Origin of the sequence: Paenibacillus lignilyticus (assembly GCF_017942085.1) — a bacterium.
GTDB lineage: Bacteria > Bacillota > Bacilli > Paenibacillales > Paenibacillaceae > Paenibacillus_Z > Paenibacillus_Z lignilyticus.
The window spans coordinates 677,450-694,700 of record NZ_JAGKSP010000002.1; the positions used below are offsets into that span (position 1 = coordinate 677,450).

The following is a 17,251-nucleotide window of genomic DNA, read 5'->3' on the forward strand; positions in this document are numbered from 1 at the left end:
CAAAACCCCTTTTTCTTGGATTCCATACGAAAAACCGGAGGTTTCCACAATCCAATCCCCAAGAAGGAGTATCGGTTCTGGAAACCTCCGGTTGTCCGGTAGGCTTCTTGCTATTTGTTGTTGGTTTTATAATAAGCATATTAATCCGATAAGTCAACTATGAATTATAGATGAGCAAGCCTTTTTTTTGAAAATGCAGATGGCGTGCGTAGCTTTCACCCTGCGCCACCTCACAGTTGGCAAAAACTAGCGATGCAGCTGTATGCTCACATAATGCGGTCCGTATTCCGTATACAGTACCGCGATCCAATTCCCGCATCACTCATTCGCTTCCCGAGTCCCGCTTTCGCTTCTCACTTTCAATTCACACTCCCCGCTTCCGCACCCGCCCCCCACTTTTTATTCCGCATTCCGTCCCCCGCTTCTCATATCTCGCTTTCCACTTCCCCTCGCCCCCCCTTCCCGTGTTCCCCGAAATTCTAACGAATCGTAGAAACCTTATTTGGCCGGATTTCTCGGCTCCGAGAATCTAACGAATCGTAGAGGTCTTATTTCGGGAAATTCGGTTCATAATTAGCCCTAAACAGCCAAATAAGGCTTCCTCGATTCGTTAAAATTTTTTTCGAGCTATTTTGTGGCAAATAAGCCCTGTACGATTCGTTAGAGCATTCCGCAAAAAGCTAACGAACCGTAAAGGCGTCATTATGAGCAAAATCAACTCCAATATTCCAAACAACCGCGGCTTGCAGTGCCCCTAGGATTCATTTCGTTAGGCGAGTAATCTAAACTCGCTCATTCAGGAATTGTTCAAACTGAGCGAGATCGTTGAAGCGGTTAATCGCTACCCCTTTGGACTGAAGGTGTCGCTCGAGAAGCTGATCCAACCGCACGACAGCATCATGAAGCGGGACTAGATTAAGCGGGTCCAGATGTGCCGGCAAGTCGGGTAAGCCTGCTTCGGTATAGGAGGAGTGATAGGTTGCGCCAGCCTCCAATGAGCCAGGCCAAAGCCCCGTTTCGAAGTAGCAGAGAAAGGCAGCGACTTCATCCTGGACGCCGATTGACCAGTAGGAAGCCGTGGTATAATCGTTCTTCTCGCACGCCGTACGGATTTTATCGAAGATCCCTTTTACCTCTTCATAGAACCCCTTCGCCCGATCCGGATAAGAAGGGCCGCTTGCGTGCGTCTTTCGCTGCTCCATTACTATGGCAACTGTATCCGCTGTTAGCTGCCCGCAGGCTTCCCTAATTTCCCTGCATGAGCTGGCCCTCGATATCGTTTCGATCTGTTCTTCCAAATTTGCTGGACGCAGCGGGAATTGCAGCAGCTGCTCGCGATTCTTCCCCCAGCCCCTTGTCATATACGTTCGATTGAGCAGAGCCAGCGTATAAACCAGCTTATTTAACACACCATGTGCCTCGGTCCGGCAGCCGGAAATGTCGTCCTCATGCAGCAGACTTATTTTATAGAGATGCACATAAACTTCGCGCAGCTGGGATTCAGCCTTTCCGATAAATGTCTGTTCCTGCTGAGGGAGCTCGTCGATAATCTTGCGCAGTTGCAGAAAACGCGTTCGATCCTCCTCGGATCGTACATACAAGATTTCGCAATCGGCGATAATCGTCGTGTTCTGCTCTTCGAATTTCGCCATTCGCTCCGCGCGTTCCCAGCTAATTGGCCAGAAATCAAAGCTGATATCATGAAGCACAAACTGAACGCTGGCATCGCTGCCTCTCTCCGAGGCGGGAATAAAGAAGAAATCCAAGTCCGATCGGGGCGTCGCCGTCCCTTGTGCGTACGATCCGTAATAGGCAATAAGAGCAACATCCTCTGAGTAACGCTCCCTTATATGATTGACAAGCGTTTGTGCAACGTCGAATACATTGAGCATGGTATAGCCTCCTTCGTTATGGTAGGGTTTAGGGCGTTCCGGGAAGTGCGGGAATGTGACAAGTTTGAACTTCCAGAGGACCTGCGATGAAACCAAGCTGATGATAAACAGACTCCGCATCGTTGCCTTGCATCACATATAGGCGAAGAAGAGGGTAATCTTGCTGCTTTAATGCCGTCAGTGCACGTCGAAGCATCTTCGTTGCAATCCCTCGGCCTTGATGCGATGGAGCAACCGCGATGGTATAGACCGCCGGCATTTCGTCTTGTGACGAGATCAGGCAGAAGCCGACTAACTGCGATGCTGCGCGATCATAGACTAAGCTCGAAGCCCGCAGCAATCGTTCATTCGTTTGCCCGGGGTAATGCTCCATCCAAGCATCATGATCTTCGCGTGATGTCTGCTTTCTTCGCACGCCGTCTATTGTTTCCCGATAGGTTCTGTAAGAGAGCTCGTTTATTGCCTCGGCGTCCCTGGTTAATGGAGGCGAAGTTACCTCCAGCGCTTCGTCCCATTCGGTCGCCAACATTTCGGTCGGTCGCTGCATCCAGCGGCATCTGAATTCCCCCGGCCAGAAGCCTGCTTTCGCAAAAAGATCGATTTGATTCGGTAAAATTTCGTAGGCCGTTATCGGTTTCGATCGATCTGACCAAGACAGGAGTACTTGCTTGAGTAATTTGAACGCCTTCGTCTCCTCATGGAACGGCGGAATGAAGAATAGGCCAAAAATAATATTAGGCGCAATTACAACCCCGCCAACCTTCGTATCTCCTTTAGTAATCCAGAATTTCCTCCGGCCGTTGTCCATCGTCAAGCCTTGGTCTTTAAAGAAACCGTTATATTCCATGTTGTAATAGGGAATAATAGATTCCCCAATCCATCGCGTCCGCTTGCTCCAAATAGTAATGCTCATCCAGATGAAACCTTGGTACATCTGCGGACCATTCGTTCATGTAAATCCCCCCCGATAATGAAATCTAGTTTGGGTAACGTAAAGTGCGGAACAGGAACGACAAAAAGCCGTGAATGAATATTGCTCATTCACGGCTTCTCGAATATAGACAGCCCTAACCAGACGCAAATAACGTCTCTCGCCAGAACGATCCACAAGGAGCGGTGATGATCAATAGGTTCAATCTAGGCAACCACGAACGACCGCATAGCTAATCTAACCTCACTCTGCAGGAGGTTAGCCACCACTCTCGTTCATGGTTATTCAGTTCGCTATGAAGCGATAACTGCTGCCTTGGAACCTATGCCATCAACAACGCCCTAATCCCACCATTCCTTTAAGTTACACCCATTATAGTAAACAAGGTAAAATATTACAATTTATTTAGTGGCGAGACTGCTGCTGCTTCTTCTTATCCGATTCAGCAGCGGCTGCATTGTTCGCCGAATGCTCATTCGATTGCTTCTGATTCGACGCTTCCAGACCCAGAACAAGTTTCCGCGCTTCCGCCCATCTCACATTGTAGTTCTGGAAGGAAGTCTTCAGATCCGGCGCTGCAATCCACTCCTGAATATAATCCCCGGACCAGAAAGCCATCTGCGCCTTCGCCGAGATATTCAAGAAATCGTCGCTCGGCGGCTGCCTTTCGACGAACGTCGGATCGAAGGTGAGAAACTGCCGAATTTGCGGCAGTTGAGACGTCTTCGTCGTATCTACCGGCAGGAACCCGGAATCGTCCACATATCCGGACTCCTTCACGAAGAAGTTCGCCCACGCCTCGGCAAGCTCTTTATTTTCGCTGAATTTGCTAACGCCTAAGAACCAATCCGGGCTAAGCGGCGCATACCGCATCGGCGTATTATCATACGGGAACGGGAAGAAACCGAGATCCTCGGAGCTTCCGCCAGCTGCAATAACTTGATTGATGACCCAATTGCCCAGGAAATACATGCCCGCATTTCCTTTAGCCACCTCGCCTTTGGACAACTCCCAGTTGTTTGTGAACAAGTCCTTCTCGACGTAGCCTTTATTGATTAGTGTTTTGACAATCGCAATCGTCTGCCCCCATGGGTTCTCCTTGGTGAACGGCTGATCGGATGCTGTCATCTGATTCAAGTAATTCGCATTCCCGGTCATGTAGCTGACTAAATTCTCACCCCAGGAGGACATTGGCCACTGCGCGCCATAGTTCAAATAGATCGGTACGATGCCTACCCGTTTCAGCTTGGCGCACGCCGCGTAGAACTCCTCCAGAGTCGCAGGCACCTTCGTAATGCCGGCTCTCAGAAAGGCCGTTTTGTTATACACAATTCCGTCGGTTGAAGCCCCCGTTGCAATCCCATACCGTTCACCGCGATAGGACTTGAAATCAGCAAACCGCGTGTGCTCGAAGAGACTGTCATTCAGCGGCTCAAAATAATTGATCAAATCCTCATTCGGCAGATTGTTCGGCAGCAGCAGCACATCGCCTAAACTCCGCGTCGACAGTCTGACGATAATGTCGCTGGCATAATTGGTCAACCCTTCAAACTCAACATGTGCACCGGGGTGTTTTGCCTCGAATTTGTCCGCGTATTTCTGAAAGACGCCGTTCTCCACAAGGTCGATCCGATTGGTCAGAACCGTAAGTTGTTTCTGTTCCCCGGTGTTCTCCTCCTTCTGGCTCGGAGAAGGCGAAGGAATCTTGTCTGTGGTTTGATGGGATGCACAGCTTGTCAGCATGGAGCTGCAGAGCGCAGCAGCTGCCAAGGTGTAAGTGATACGTTTGGATGTTAGCACCGGCATCTTCATTCCTTCTCTCCTCCCACGGTAGGCAGCTGCAGCATCACTTGTGTCCCCATGCCGGGCTGACTCGTCACCTGAATGCCATAGTTGGCACCGTAATGCAATTTAATGCGTTCATTCACATTCCGCAGTCCAATTCCGGTTCCATACGAATTCGAATCATTGCCCTCATGTGAAAGCACGCCGTGCAAAGTACCGTTCAAACGCTCCAGTGTCTTCTCGTCCATCCCGATTCCATCGTCGGTAAGCTGAACGAAGACAGCCTGCTCCGTCTTCCATGCCGATGCTTCGATGATCATCTTCGGTTTGTTATCGTCCATGCCGTGATAGATCGCGTTCTCTACAATCGGCTGAAGCACCAGCTTAATCAGCGAATAGTTCAGCAGCTCATCCGATGCGTTTACCTTCAGCTCGAATCGGCCTGGGTAACGGTAATTCAGAATGTCTACGTAGTATCGGATATGATTGATCTCGCTGCCAAGTATGACTTCTTCATTGAGATCGCTGATGCTGTAACGCAGCAGCTTCCCGAGAATCGCCAGCATATCTGCTGCATCCGTATCATCATTGAGCTCGGCAGCCATCCGAATCGACTCCAAGGTGTTGTACATGAAATGCGGATTGATCTGGCTTTGCAGCGCATGCAGCTCCGCTTCCTTCTTCTTCGTTTCCATCAAGTAGATGTCTCGAATGAGATCATCGATGCGCAGAATCATCCGGTTAAATTGATTGCCGAGCTGTCCGATTTCATCCCGGTGTTTGACTTGGAATTGAACGTTAAAATCGCCTTCCTGCACCTTCCTCATCAGCTTCATCATTTTCCGCAGCGGCTTCGTCAGCGCGAAAGAGAAGAAGATCGAGATAAGCAGCGCGATGCCGATCGTCAGAAACGTAAGAATCCATGTCACATTGCGGATAACAGCCGTATTGCGCGTCAGCTCCTTTACCGGGATGGACGTAATTACCTTCCAATCCGTATGCGGTGAAGTGGTAAAGATATAGAGATGTCTCTCACCATTTTCCTCCAGATAGAAGCTCCCCTTCTCCCCTTGCGCCATCTTCACCATCGGCATGTTGCTAACATTCGTGGCCAACAGCTTCTTATCGCTGTCATAGATCACATTGCCGTGCGTATCGAATATGAACGACTTGCCATGCGTGACTCCATCGAATTTGACGATTTGATCCTCGATCACGTTGATGTTGGCATCCACGGCGATGAGGCCGATATCATGCAGCGATTTGTCGATGATTTTGCGGACGACGGTAAACGCGTAGCGGGTGCTCTTCAAATTACTCGTATATTTCTGCGTGCTGATCAGCAGCGCTTCCCCTTTGGAATCGGCTGCACGCTCCATCCAGTATTGATAGCTTTCCTTAATGTTCAAGCGGATACCGCCGGACTTCGTCGAATAGTAACCGTTTCCATATTGATCGAAAATATAGACCGACGTAGCGCCCCGCTTGATCGTATTGATAAACGAAATATTCCCTTCTATGCCGCGCTGAATCGCCAGCAGCAAATCAAAATCCATCGGCGGCGTGCCGCTGTTCTCATCCGAAGAATATTGCGCGCGCTGTTCATGGTATTTGCCGGACTTGATCAGGTTTTGCTTAATATCATCCTGATAGGCGGGAATGGATGAAATCCGGCTCATATCGTCGATGTAATCATCCACGCGGTCCATCATGTTGCCCAGCATCGTAGTGGAATAGGCGATGGTGTTCTGTTCAATCGAATCGGAATAATTGCGAAAGGAAACCGCCCCAATGAACGTAAGCGGCAATGTAATCAGCACCAGGAAAACAAGCAGCAGCTTGCGCTCCATCGGCATATCGCTAAATGCGGAGAATAGTTGTGAGAACCGCCTAATGGGATTCATGTACGCGCTGACCGCTCCTTCTGCTTTACTACCTGATGCACTACCTCACTCAATATACCAGAGAGGGGATGAAGCGGACAAACAAAAAGATGGGCTTGAGACATGCCGCGCAGAACGTACTCAAGTTGGACCCTCGTACCTGCTCTAACCATAGACCGACCATACTCGGATCATACAACCAATCATATAACCAGCCATAGTCCAGTCCCGCCACTATGGATTGTAGCCATCGAGTACCATAAAAACAGATCTAATAAACTAGTTAGTTGAACTGCCAAGTGACTCGCAATTAGAGGTGTGCAGCTTGGTAGCAGTCTCGTTCGTGGAGATAGATAATGCGGTATGTTGTTCAACAAAGTTAAATCCCGGTGACCGGCTACTTCAGCGGGGGACCCAGCTAGTAGGATTTCGTTACCAAGGCTAACTGTTGCTGCCTCGATATCGCTCTAACGAATCGTAGGAGTCTTATTTTGGGGAAAATGATCACTTTTCAAATCTAACGAATCGTAGCGGTCTTATTTAGGCAAAACGGGGCGGAATGAGGCGTTTAAAGACCAAATAAAACCTGTAGGGTTCGTTAGAATTTCAAAACGAGCCATTTGGCGGAAATAAGACCTCTGTGATTCGTTAGCGTCGACGCTTGCGCTCCGCCACGCCTCTCCGCGATATCTGCTGAAGGGGGATCAATGTCGAGGCCAGCTGTGAAATCACAATCGAGGTCTACTGTGGGATCATCCGCGAAGCCCGCAGGGAGATCATCGGCGAAGCCTGCTGGGGGATTATCATCGAAGCCTGCCGGAGGATCATCCGCGAAGTATGCGGGGGAGATTACCATAGAAGCCCGCAGGGGTTCATCCGAGAAGCATACCGGAGATCATCAGCGAGTCATCGCACGCGACAAGCGGGCAGCAAAAAAGCCGCCTCAAATGTCGCACAGCGAAATTTTGAGACGGCTTCCATCTTTTACTTCTGCCCCGCCAGCATCACAACAGCGCGCAGCGCCGCGGCGATCTCTCGCTCGACGGCGTCCGCTACCACGTTCGTGTGCGGGTCGTACACTTCCGCGAGGTCGCTGTCGGCGTAGCCGTCCAGTGCGACGATGGCGCCGGCTCGTGCACCGCGAAGCGTCGCGACGACATACAGCGCCGCGATCTCCATCTCCACGGCGAGCGCACCCGCTTGTTTATACTTGCGGTGCGGAATCTCTTCCACACCGGTGAAGAACGCATCCAGCGAAACGGTGATGCCTTTCTTCACGATGCCTTCGCTCTCCTGCGCCGCGGCGTACAGAGCGCTAACAACATCGCTGTCGCCGACGGCAGGAAAGCCGTCCGGCACCAGCTGGCGAGTCAGTCCCTCTGCACGCACCGCAGCGGTACTGACGATGAGGCTGCCCGCAGGATGGTCAGCCGAATACGAACCGGCCGTGCCTACGCGGATCAGCGTCTTCACGCCTGCGCGGATCAGCTCCTCAAAGCAGACCGCTGCTCCGGCGGAACCCACGCCATGGCTTGTAACCAAGATAGGTACACCGTCGATTTCACCGGTGAACGTCCGATATTCACGGCTGAATGCCAGCTCTCTGGCATTGTCCAGCTTCTTTGAGATCAGCTCGGCGCGCTTGGGATCCCCGCATACAATCGCGAAATCCGCCGCATCCTCGCTATGAATTTGCAAAATAGGCATAAGTGTCATTAGTCGAAGTCCACATCTTTCCACAAATCTTCCGGGAGACCTAAATCTTCCCCGGAGAACCGTTCTTCACGGAAGGGATCCGCGACGTTATGGAAGCCGTTCCGCTCCCAGAAGCCCGGACGATCTTCTTTCATAAACTCGATCCCCGTAATCCACTTTGCGCTCTTCCAGAAGTACAAATGCGGTACAACAAGGCGGAGCGGGTATCCATGCTTTGGCGTCAACGGCTCTCCGTCAAACAAGAAAGCGAGCAGCACATTGTCGTTCAGCATATCTTCGATCGGCAGGTTCGTTTCATAGTCATTATCCGCATGGATCATGACATAGCGCGCTTCAGGCTTCACGCCGAGCAACGGCAGCAAGTCCTTGAACAGAATGCCATCCCATGTCGTATCGAACTTCGACCAACGCGTCACACAGTGAATATCGCACAGCACTTGAGATTGCTTCATCGTTTGCAGCTGCTCCAGCGAGAATTCCATCTCGTTCTCCACTTCACCGAAGATGCGCAGCCTCCAGTCCGGCAGCGAATAATTCGGCACTTCCCCTTCGTGCAAGATCGGGAAGCGCTCTGTCAGCGCTTGGCCCGGCGGCAGACGATGCGCCAGCGCTGCATCCACTTCCACCTGCGTGATCGGTTTCGCTTTCTTCAGGCGTTCTGCTTTATTGTTCACTTGATTACCTCCTTGAGCCTCGGCCATTCGATTTCATTAACGGGAGCTTTCATTCGCTTTGCGCGCTTCCGCAAGATAGCTCTTATCCTTGAAGAAGAACATCATCACAAGCGTCACCACATAAGGCAGCATCATTGTAAAATGAGTCGGCAGCGCCAAGCCCTGCAGCCGAATGCTGATCGCATCCATAAACCCGAACAACAAGCTGGATGCGCCAACGCCAATCGGATTCGATTGACCGAGCATCGTCGCCACAAGAGCGATAAAGCCTCGGCCAGCGGTCATATTTTCGGTGAACATCGTCACTTGTCCAAGCGACAGCTGTGCGCCGGCTAATCCGCATAGTATGCCGCAGATCAGGACAGCGCCATATTGAATCCGTTTGGACTTGATGCCGATGCTGCGCGCAGCAACCGGATTCTCGCCGACAGCCAGCAAACGGAAGCCGGATACCGTTCTAAACAAGAAATATTGAAAAACAAAAACAAGCAGGAATGCAGCATACACGAGCGGCGAATGCCCGGATAGAACGTCGCCGAGCCACGGTATATCTTTAATCAATGGTATGTCCCAGCCCGGCAAACCTTGCATGTTCTTATCGTAGTAAGCGCCTTTCACATTGAAGATTGCGCGCAGACTGAACGAGGTTAAGCCCAGCGCCAAGAAGTTTAGCGATATCCCGACGATGATGACATTGGCCCTAAGCTGAATGCTTAAATAAGCAAATATCATCGAGAACAGCATGACGCATACGACCGCAAAAGCAACAGCCAGCCATACATTGCCCATCAAGTAATTGCCGACGATTGCGAAGAAAGCGCCGAACAGCACAAGCCCTTCCAAGCCTACATTAAACAATCCAACGCGCGAGCAAATCGCGCCGCCGAGTGCGGCAAGCAGAATGGGTGTTACCATTCGTAGGGCAGAGTTAAACAGTGAAGCATCAAGCAATTGTTCCACCTTGAGCCCTCGCTTTCCTGCGTTTTAAGAAGACGTAGCTTAATTTAGCTGAGACGAAGAGAATCAGCGTAGCTTGGATGACGCTCGCAATCTCAAGCGGCACCTCCGTATTGCGCTCTACGCCCATACCTCCGGTTTGCAAGGCAGCGAGCAATAACGATGCGAAAGCCGTGCCGAGCGGATGCGAGCCTGCTAGAAGCGTCGCCATAATCCCCGACCAAGCATACCCCGGCGTAGACAACGAACCATCCAAATAGCGGTACTGCGTACCGAGCACCTCTACTGCACCGGCCAAGCCTGCGAAGCCGCCGCTGGCAATCATGCTGTAGAGCATCAGCTTGCCGCGCTGCACACCGCCGTAAGCAGCGAACAGCGGATTGTTGCCAAGCATGCGCGTTTCGTAGCCGCTCACCGTATATTTCATATACAAATACAGCAGTACCGCGCCGAGAATCGCAATAATAAATCCGGCATGAAGACTCATGCCTTGAAACAATTTAGGAAGCCAGACGCTCTGATCAATCATCTTCGTTTGCGACATCGCCGCCGAACCGGATGTATCCTTCAGCGGATAAGCCACCAAATAACCGGCAAACAAGGACGCAATGTAGTTGAGCAGAAGCGTCGTAATTAGCAAATTCATGCGGAATTTCGCATCCATCCAACCGGCAAAAGCAGACCAAATCCCGCCTGCCAGAATACCGGCAACCAGTGCCATGATAAGCCTGTACCAACCGGGACCCGGAACATATAGGGCGATCAATGCCGCACTAAGCCCGCCAAGAATCATTTGTCCCTCTGCGCCGAGGTTGAAGAACCCCGCTCGGAAGGCAAGCGTCGCGCCAAGTCCGACCAATATAATCGGCGTTGCGCGGGACAGCGTATTCGTTACAAAGTAGAAGCTGCCGAATGCACCCTTCCACATCTCGGAGTACGTCTCCATAATGGATCCGCCAACAAGCGAGATGGCAATGGCACCAATCAGCAAGCCAAGTATGACAGCAATCACCGGCTGGAAGAGCGCGCCTGCAAATTGGGTGAGTTTACTTTTCAAGCCTGCTTACCTCCTGCCATCAATAAACTAATCCGTTCTTCTGTCGCTTCTTCTGCAGTCAGCTCGCCAACGATCCGGCCTTCATTCATGACCAGGATCCGGTCAGACAGCTTCAGAATCTCCGTCAACTCCGACGAAACGAGCAGAATGGCGCCTTTCTCATTTCGTTTCTTAATCAGCTCGCCATGGATAATCTCCATCGCTCCGACATCAACACCGCGCGTTGGCTCTGCGGCGATAAGAAACGGCGTGCCTTGCGCCAGCTCTCTGGCTACGATCAGCTTCTGCAGGTTACCACCCGATAGAAACTGCGCTTTCGTGTCCGGCGAACCGGTTTTAATCTCAAACCGTTTGATCCAGCCTTCCACCATGGAACGAATGCTCCGTCCACGCAGCATGCCGTAACGCTGCTCTCTGCGAGCATGTCCCATTACGCCGTTCTCAACGACGGTCGCATCCTTAGCCGCGCCCCATTGATAGCGATCTTCGGGGATATGCGCAAGTCCAAGCTCGCGAATCTTCCGAACCGGGGCTCCGGTAATCTCCTTGCCTGCGAGCATCACTTGACCGCTGCCGATATCTACGAGTCCCGCGATCGCGCCGATCAGCTCCGATTGACCGTTGCCGGAAATCCCGGCAATGCCCACGATTTCGCCTGCTCTGACCGATAAGTTAACATCATTGACAAGCGGCTTCCCTTTATCGCCATTGACCGTAAGCGACTTTACTTCAAGCACAGCCGCGCCAAGCTCCGGCTCAGTGCGGGTCATTTCCACCAAATCGCGGCCAACCATCAGCCTGGAAATTTGTTCAACGCTGGTATGCTTGGCATCGACCACACCGGTCACGCGGCCATCGCGAAGCACCGTAATCCGGTTCGCAACATCCATGATCTCTTGCAGCTTGTGGCTGATGATGATGAAGCTTTTCCCTTGTGCGGCAAGCCGTTTAATCGATAGTAGCAGTTCCTTCACTTCAAGCGGCGTCAGTACGCCCGTCGGTTCATCCAGAATAATAATGTCCGCACCTTGGTGAAGCACCTTCAAAATTTCAACGCGCTGCTGAACGCCAAGCGAACAAGCCGACGTTTTCTTGCGGGGATCAACCGGCATCCCATACAAGCGTGACAACTCTTCAACCTCTGCAATCGCAGCTTTGCGGTTAAAGCCAATTCCGGAACTCGGCTCCCTTCCGATGACGATGTTCTCGGCTACCGTGAAGGAGGGAAACAGCATGAAATGCTGATGCACCATCCCAATTCCGCTGCGAATGGCATCCGATGGTGTGGAGAACGACTGCTCGGCGCCGTTAATCTGAATGGAGCCGCTGGTCGGTTTCTCCATGCCGTACAGAATGCGCATAAGCGTAGTTTTGCCGGCGCCATTCTCGCCCACGAGCGCATGAATTTCACCTTTGTTCAGCGTAAAATGGATATCGGTATTGGCTTTTACAGTACCGTAAGCCTTCGTAATATTCTCCATGCTAAGCAACATTCGGCCGTTCTTCTCCTCTCATACCGTCTAAATAGGAAGAAACCGGCTGTATGTTCATACAGCCGGCAGGGTGACATTATGGGTTCAGCGGGTTCTTAACAACCAGTTTACCGGATACGATATCATCTTTGATTGCTTTTACTTTATCAACGGTTGCTTGTCCGATGAACGGGTTCAGAGGAGATTGGCTGTCTCTTGTTACATAAGTAAGACCAACGCCGTCTTCTTTCAAACCGTAATCAACTGCTCCGTATGCAAAGTTGCCTTCTGCAAAAGATTTAACCGTTTCATATGCAACTGTGTCCGTACCTTTCAGCTGTGCAAGGACAACGTGCTCTGGGTCAACGCCGGTATTATCGATGTCTTGACCGGAAGTGTAGAAGCCTTTCTCTTTCGCAGCCTCGAACACGCCAAGGTCGCCTACAGCCGATGCGCCTGCGATGAAGTCGGCGCCTTTGGAGAATTGCAGCAGTGCAAGCTCTTTCGCTTTCGCCGGATCCGTAAATCCGCCTACATAGTTGATAAGCATTTCTGCATTGGGGTTCGTGTATTTCAAGCCTTGCGCAAAGCCTTCTGTATATTTCTTCAATAGCGGCGCGTCGATTGCAACAACCATGCCGACTTTATTCGTTTTCGTGGAAAGACCTGCAGCTGCGCCCAAGAGGTACGAGGCTTCGTACTCACGGAATACAACGCTTCGTACATTCGGAAGGTCTACTACCGTGTCGATGATCGCGAACGGTTTGTCCGGATTCTCAGCAGCAACTTTCTTCAGTGCATCTTCCGCTTGGAAAGTAGCGGTAATGATCATATCGTAGTTCTCGGCAACCGTCGAACGAAGGTTCTGCTCGAATGCGGCAGGGTCAGTCGATTCGATCGTTTTTACTTCAACGTTAAACTCTTTGCCTGCTTTCTTGAAGCCCTCGTCCATTTGTACGAAGAAGGCGTTAACGCCGATTTTCTCCGGAAGAACAAGTGCGACTTTCTTAGTAGGAGCTTGTTCACTTGCATTACCCGAATTGCTCGTGTTCGTCGAGTTACCGGCCGTGTTGTTCTCTTTCTTGCCACATGCGACAAACAATGAAGACATTAAAATAAGTACTACAGCAAGCAGAATCCCTTTTTTCATCTGTTTCTCTCCTAGTCTTATGTGTAGTCTCTCTCTAAATTGCTATCAAAAATCGACAATTTTCGCGCAATCCGTATGGATATTATACCGCTATGTACCAGAATTGGCTATCCATAAATACGACTTTCCGATATGTAAATATTAAGCAATACAGGCAAAAAGCAACCATAGTATCCCAGAAGTGGATGCCCCCTATACAAACGGTTCGTTTTCACACCTCTAACCCGCATCGAACCAACAAAAAAAGCGTGCGAATGAGTCGTTCCATTCAGACACGCTTTATCATTTAGAAGAAGCTAAACAACAGCAGAGAATAAATGAGAAGCGTCTTGCCCCAGCGTTTCTTCATAAAATCTTTCCCGCGATGGATGCGCGACTTCACTGTATTAACCGGTATATTATTCGCACGGCCGATATCCTCCATCGACATCTCCAGCACATAACGCTGATAGACAACGCTTCTATACTTATCAGGCAGTTTATCGATGAGCTCCGCCATCTTCGACGAAAGCTCGCGTTCGATCACTTCACCTTCCGGAGAGAGCGATGCATGCGGAATGACATCATGGAGAGAGAGCGCTTGATCGGACTGGGCTAATACAGGCTGGTCCAGCGGCAGTGGAGGGGTTTTGCGGCGGCGAAGAAGATCCAGACAAATGTTCTTCCCGATATGGAATATCCACGTCGAGAAACGTTTATTCTCATCAAAGCGGTTCAGGTTCAAATACACCTTCAGAAACGTTTCCTGAACGACATCCTCGGTATCCGTCTTGCTGCGAAGGATTCGATGCGCCATACGGGATAATTTATCCTTGTAGAGCTCGACCAATTTGTTAAAGGCCGTTTCATCGCCTTGCCTCGATAACATCACTAATTGCGCTTCATTCACGGCAATTCTCCTTTGCCACCCGTCATCCGTCTTATCTCTTATTATAACAGGAAAAAGAAGAAACGCATCTGTAAAAGCATGCGTTTTTGTGACGATATCTGACGATTTCACGGTCCATACACTTCAAATTCGGAAATTTGTGCCGCCGGCCAGCCCGTATTGCCCTCTACGATGAGCTTCACGTAACGAGCGCTCACGAGATCCGTCGTAATTTCAACCGTGTTCTCCTTTGCAGGATCGAAGGTATATGTGCTCAGCGCTTTAATATCGGTATAGTGCTCACCGTCTTCGCTGCCTTGCACCGCAATGGACTGATCGCGCGCTGCCCACGCATCAAGCGGCGGCAGCTTCAATACGATTCGCTTGATCTGCTCCGTGTCGCCCAGATCAACGGACAGGGATTGCGGAAATTTGTTCGAGACGCTTTCCCAATACGTGAATGGATCGCCGTCTCCTGCCAGCTTCGCGGTCAGCTCCGTATTCGTGTTCGTACTCGACTGAAGCTCATGCCCCTGCGCAAGATTCTCGAGCACCCTCACCTTCTTGAACGGCGGATCCTTAACCGGACTCGCATTATCCGAAGGGGTAAGCGAGACATAAGCTGTTTTCTTGCCGCCCATGTCGGCAATGAAGTCAACCATCAGCCACTCTCCCTCTTCAGCTACAGGCAAATCGGCGATCTTCGTGCCATCTGCTTCGTAAGCAGCGGCATGAGCATGCGTCCAGCCTTTCATCGGCTTAATCCGCAGCGTTGTATCGGCACCGATTGGCTGATAGACGCGAATATCCTTCTTATCCCGAATCTCGGCCAAATAATGCTCGCCCGGATCAAGCTCGAAACCATTATATCTCGCATAGCTTCCTGCCCGTACTTCTCCGGACACCGAGGCAATATCGAACCCGCCCGCCGTGAGCGTCGTCTGCTCATCCATCGCATAAGGCTTCTCGGAATCCCAGTTTGCCGTCACGATATGCGTCCCGAAATCGGTCCTCGTCGTGGTCGCATCGACCGCATCATAGCGCTGAACGAGAGCATCGGCATAGTCCGCGAGCACATACTTCTGGAATACGCCGATCAGACCAATCCATGGATTCGTCGTTCCGGTATACAAATCGCCGCTTAAGTTATAGCCCATCGCCGCATTCCAGCGGAGCATATCCTTATTGTCCGTCATCGTCTCCGCAGCAAGGTCATGCTGATAGAGCAGCACCTTATCGCGCAGCAGCATGCCGGCAAGCGGATAGTAGTCGGTGTAAGAAGCGGTATTTTTCCGGTAGCCAAGCAAATCCCACAAGTAGTTCGTTCCCATAAATCCGATGCTGTTACCCGCGAGCACATCAATGCCGTCTTCGGTATACATGCGATGCTTGGAGGAGGCAAAATATTGCCGAACTCCTTCGAAATAGGCTGACCAGGAGTCAGTATCCGCAGGGCGTAAGCCTCCGGCCGCGAATGGAGCATTCCGAATCCCCCACTGATCCTCGAAAATCCCATCCACGCCTGCATCAATCAGCTTCTGATGTTCCTCTGCAATCCGCTTCGTCACGAAGGGATGATGTATGTTCATCACATAGCCGCTGTGTTCGCCGTAATCTTCTTTAAGCAGCGTACCATTCGCCTGCTCCACAACGATGTCATCCAGCTTCACGCTTTCGGGCAATGCCGCCAGCGTCGGAGAATGCACGCCCCACCAAGAAAAGTTCGTATACGGCACAACTTGATTGCCTTTGGCTTTCGCATCCGCAATGAAAGCTTCAAGAGCATCCTCGCCGCCCCACTTCGGATCGGCAGGCAAGAAATCCGGATAGTTCTCGTCATGACCGCCGCTCTGAAAGCCTACGAGATGCAGCATGCCGTTGTACGGCAAAGCATCCACATAGCTGCTCGTCAGCGTGCTCCACTTTTCTTTGCCCAATGCCGCAATATCCAGCTTCAAGAGCGGAAGCTCAGCGGTGTGCGCCTTAGCGCTGCCGAGTTTGTCATCCAGCGATTGATACCGGTCTATCCCGTTAAGCGTGCGATAGCTTGCGATGGAGTCGGGATAATCTCCGCCGATTTCAAGCACCGCGGTTGGACTTTGCCAGCTCGCTCCCGATTCCGTCCAAACGTTATATTGATGCACGAAGGCACTCTTGCCGGCATCATCCGTCTGATTCTTGAATCCAAGCTCTGTCGTCACGACCGGCTTGCCACCCGCATCCGCGTTCAAATCATATAGCGCGACATTGCCGCCGGCTGTGCGCAGCGCCGTATACGAAGCAAACATAACGCCGGGATATTGCCCTTCATAAGCATTGTTATCCGTAAAGAAAGAAGGCTTCAGCTTGACCCCCGGCAGCATCGGAAGCAGTCCGTCAACCACATCATCCGCCGCGAATTTCAGCTCATAGGGAAACCGAAACGACTGCAGCGTGTCGTTCGTGCCGTTCTGCACCTCGGCGCGAAGCGCGATGCGATTGCTCTCGTCGAAGGTTGCCGACACATCCACTGCAAGCTTGCCGCCATAATGCAGCAGCAGCTCGGAACGTCCGCTCTTCCACTCATAGTCAAACTTCGCTGCACCTAAGCTGTTGATCGATGAATTGTCTTTCAGAAAAGCCCACCACAACGCTCCTTTGCGGTTGCCTTGCATGACCTTGCTGCCTGTGCTCATGTCCTTGATGTAGGCGATTCCGCCGGTTTCCCGCTGAAAACCGATTTCATAGCTGTCATTGGCAAGCACCAGCAAGCCGGCTGTTTCCTTGAAGCTTACCGGGCGTGAGGTAAACAGATCTTTTCGGAGGGAGATAAGGGACAGCAGCGCTACCATAAGTAGCGCTGCTGCGAGGAAGAGTCTCGTTCGGG

General features: G+C 51.3%; 12 protein-coding genes. All 12 read right to left on the bottom strand.

All coding sequences use genetic code 11. The annotated features are described in order from the left end of the window. Nucleotides 1–782: 782 nt before the first annotated feature. The 12 genes from I8J30_RS08030 to I8J30_RS08085 all read right to left on the bottom strand — a co-directional run bounded on the left by I8J30_RS08030 (nucleotide 783) and on the right by I8J30_RS08085 (nucleotide 17,216). Nucleotides 783–1,892: a nucleotidyltransferase domain-containing protein gene (locus I8J30_RS08030; protein WP_210657004.1), complete on the bottom strand. Its 1,110-nt coding sequence runs from the start codon at nucleotides 1,890–1,892 to the stop codon at nucleotides 783–785. A gap of 28 nt (nucleotides 1,893–1,920) precedes the next feature. Then, the gene (locus I8J30_RS08035) at nucleotides 1,921–2,805 is read right to left on the bottom strand and encodes a GNAT family N-acetyltransferase (RefSeq protein WP_240547904.1); all 885 of its coding nucleotides are present in this window, start codon (nucleotides 2,803–2,805) and stop codon (nucleotides 1,921–1,923) included. 423 nt (nucleotides 2,806–3,228) lie between these two features. Continuing rightward, a complete protein-coding gene (locus I8J30_RS08040) occupies nucleotides 3,229–4,635 on the bottom strand; it encodes an ABC transporter substrate-binding protein (protein ID WP_240547905.1) in 1,407 nt (468 codons plus the stop codon). Continuing rightward, a complete protein-coding gene (locus tag I8J30_RS08045; protein WP_210657005.1) occupies nucleotides 4,632–6,512 on the bottom strand; it encodes a cache domain-containing sensor histidine kinase in 1,881 nt (626 codons plus the stop codon). Before I8J30_RS08045 ends, I8J30_RS08040 begins: the two co-directional genes overlap by 4 nt. 963 nt (nucleotides 6,513–7,475) lie before the next feature. Further along, nucleotides 7,476–8,207, bottom strand: a complete 732-nt coding sequence (locus tag I8J30_RS08050; RefSeq protein ID WP_210657007.1) for a nucleoside phosphorylase — start codon at nucleotides 8,205–8,207, stop codon at nucleotides 7,476–7,478. Next, nucleotides 8,207–8,881 (bottom strand): sulfite oxidase-like oxidoreductase, encoded by a 675-nt coding sequence (locus tag I8J30_RS08055; RefSeq protein WP_210657009.1) that lies wholly within the window; start codon nucleotides 8,879–8,881, stop codon nucleotides 8,207–8,209. Before I8J30_RS08055 ends, I8J30_RS08050 begins: the two co-directional genes overlap by 1 nt. Nucleotides 8,882–8,917: 36 nt before the next feature. Beyond that, nucleotides 8,918–9,841: an ABC transporter permease gene (locus I8J30_RS08060; protein WP_338044830.1), complete on the bottom strand. Its 924-nt coding sequence runs from the start codon at nucleotides 9,839–9,841 to the stop codon at nucleotides 8,918–8,920. Then, nucleotides 9,825–10,895, bottom strand: a complete 1,071-nt coding sequence (locus tag I8J30_RS08065; protein WP_240547906.1) for an ABC transporter permease — start codon at nucleotides 10,893–10,895, stop codon at nucleotides 9,825–9,827. The genes I8J30_RS08060 and I8J30_RS08065 overlap by 17 nt, the downstream gene beginning before the upstream one ends. Further along, the gene (locus I8J30_RS08070) at nucleotides 10,892–12,388 is read right to left on the bottom strand and encodes an ABC transporter ATP-binding protein (RefSeq protein WP_210657011.1); all 1,497 of its coding nucleotides are present in this window, start codon (nucleotides 12,386–12,388) and stop codon (nucleotides 10,892–10,894) included. The genes I8J30_RS08065 and I8J30_RS08070 overlap by 4 nt, the downstream gene beginning before the upstream one ends. 76 nt (nucleotides 12,389–12,464) lie before the next feature. Beyond that, complete coding sequence (locus tag I8J30_RS08075; RefSeq protein WP_210657013.1) at nucleotides 12,465–13,517, bottom strand: BMP family lipoprotein; 1,053 nt, start codon at nucleotides 13,515–13,517, stop codon at nucleotides 12,465–12,467. A gap of 286 nt (nucleotides 13,518–13,803) precedes the next feature. After that, nucleotides 13,804–14,406, bottom strand: coding sequence for a sigma-70 family RNA polymerase sigma factor (locus I8J30_RS08080; protein ID WP_091222139.1), 603 nt, complete (start codon nucleotides 14,404–14,406; stop codon nucleotides 13,804–13,806). Between the two features lie 107 nt (nucleotides 14,407–14,513). Further along, entirely contained in the window at nucleotides 14,514–17,216 is a 2,703-nt protein-coding gene (locus I8J30_RS08085) for a discoidin domain-containing protein (protein ID WP_210657015.1), read from the bottom strand. Between the last annotated feature and the right edge of the window lie 35 nt (nucleotides 17,217–17,251).

Bases quoted from the DNA above. Each gene is read 5' to 3' on its own strand.
- I8J30_RS08030 (WP_210657004.1), bottom strand. From the start codon at position 1,892: ATGCTCAATGTATTCGACGTTGCACAAACGCTTGTCAATCATATAAGG.
- I8J30_RS08035 (WP_240547904.1), bottom strand. From the start codon at position 2,805: ATGAGCATTACTATTTGGAGCAAGCGGACGCGATGGATTGGGGAATCT.
- I8J30_RS08040 (WP_240547905.1), bottom strand. From the start codon at position 4,635: ATGAAGATGCCGGTGCTAACATCCAAACGTATCACTTACACCTTGGCA.
- I8J30_RS08045 (WP_210657005.1), bottom strand. From the start codon at position 6,512: ATGAATCCCATTAGGCGGTTCTCACAACTATTCTCCGCATTTAGCGAT.
- I8J30_RS08050 (WP_210657007.1), bottom strand. From the start codon at position 8,207: ATGACACTTATGCCTATTTTGCAAATTCATAGCGAGGATGCGGCGGAT.
- I8J30_RS08070 (WP_210657011.1), bottom strand. From the start codon at position 12,388: ATGTTGCTTAGCATGGAGAATATTACGAAGGCTTACGGTACTGTAAAA.
- I8J30_RS08075 (WP_210657013.1), bottom strand. From the start codon at position 13,517: ATGAAAAAAGGGATTCTGCTTGCTGTAGTACTTATTTTAATGTCTTCA.
- I8J30_RS08085 (WP_210657015.1), bottom strand. From the start codon at position 17,216: ATGGTAGCGCTGCTGTCCCTTATCTCCCTCCGAAAAGATCTGTTTACC.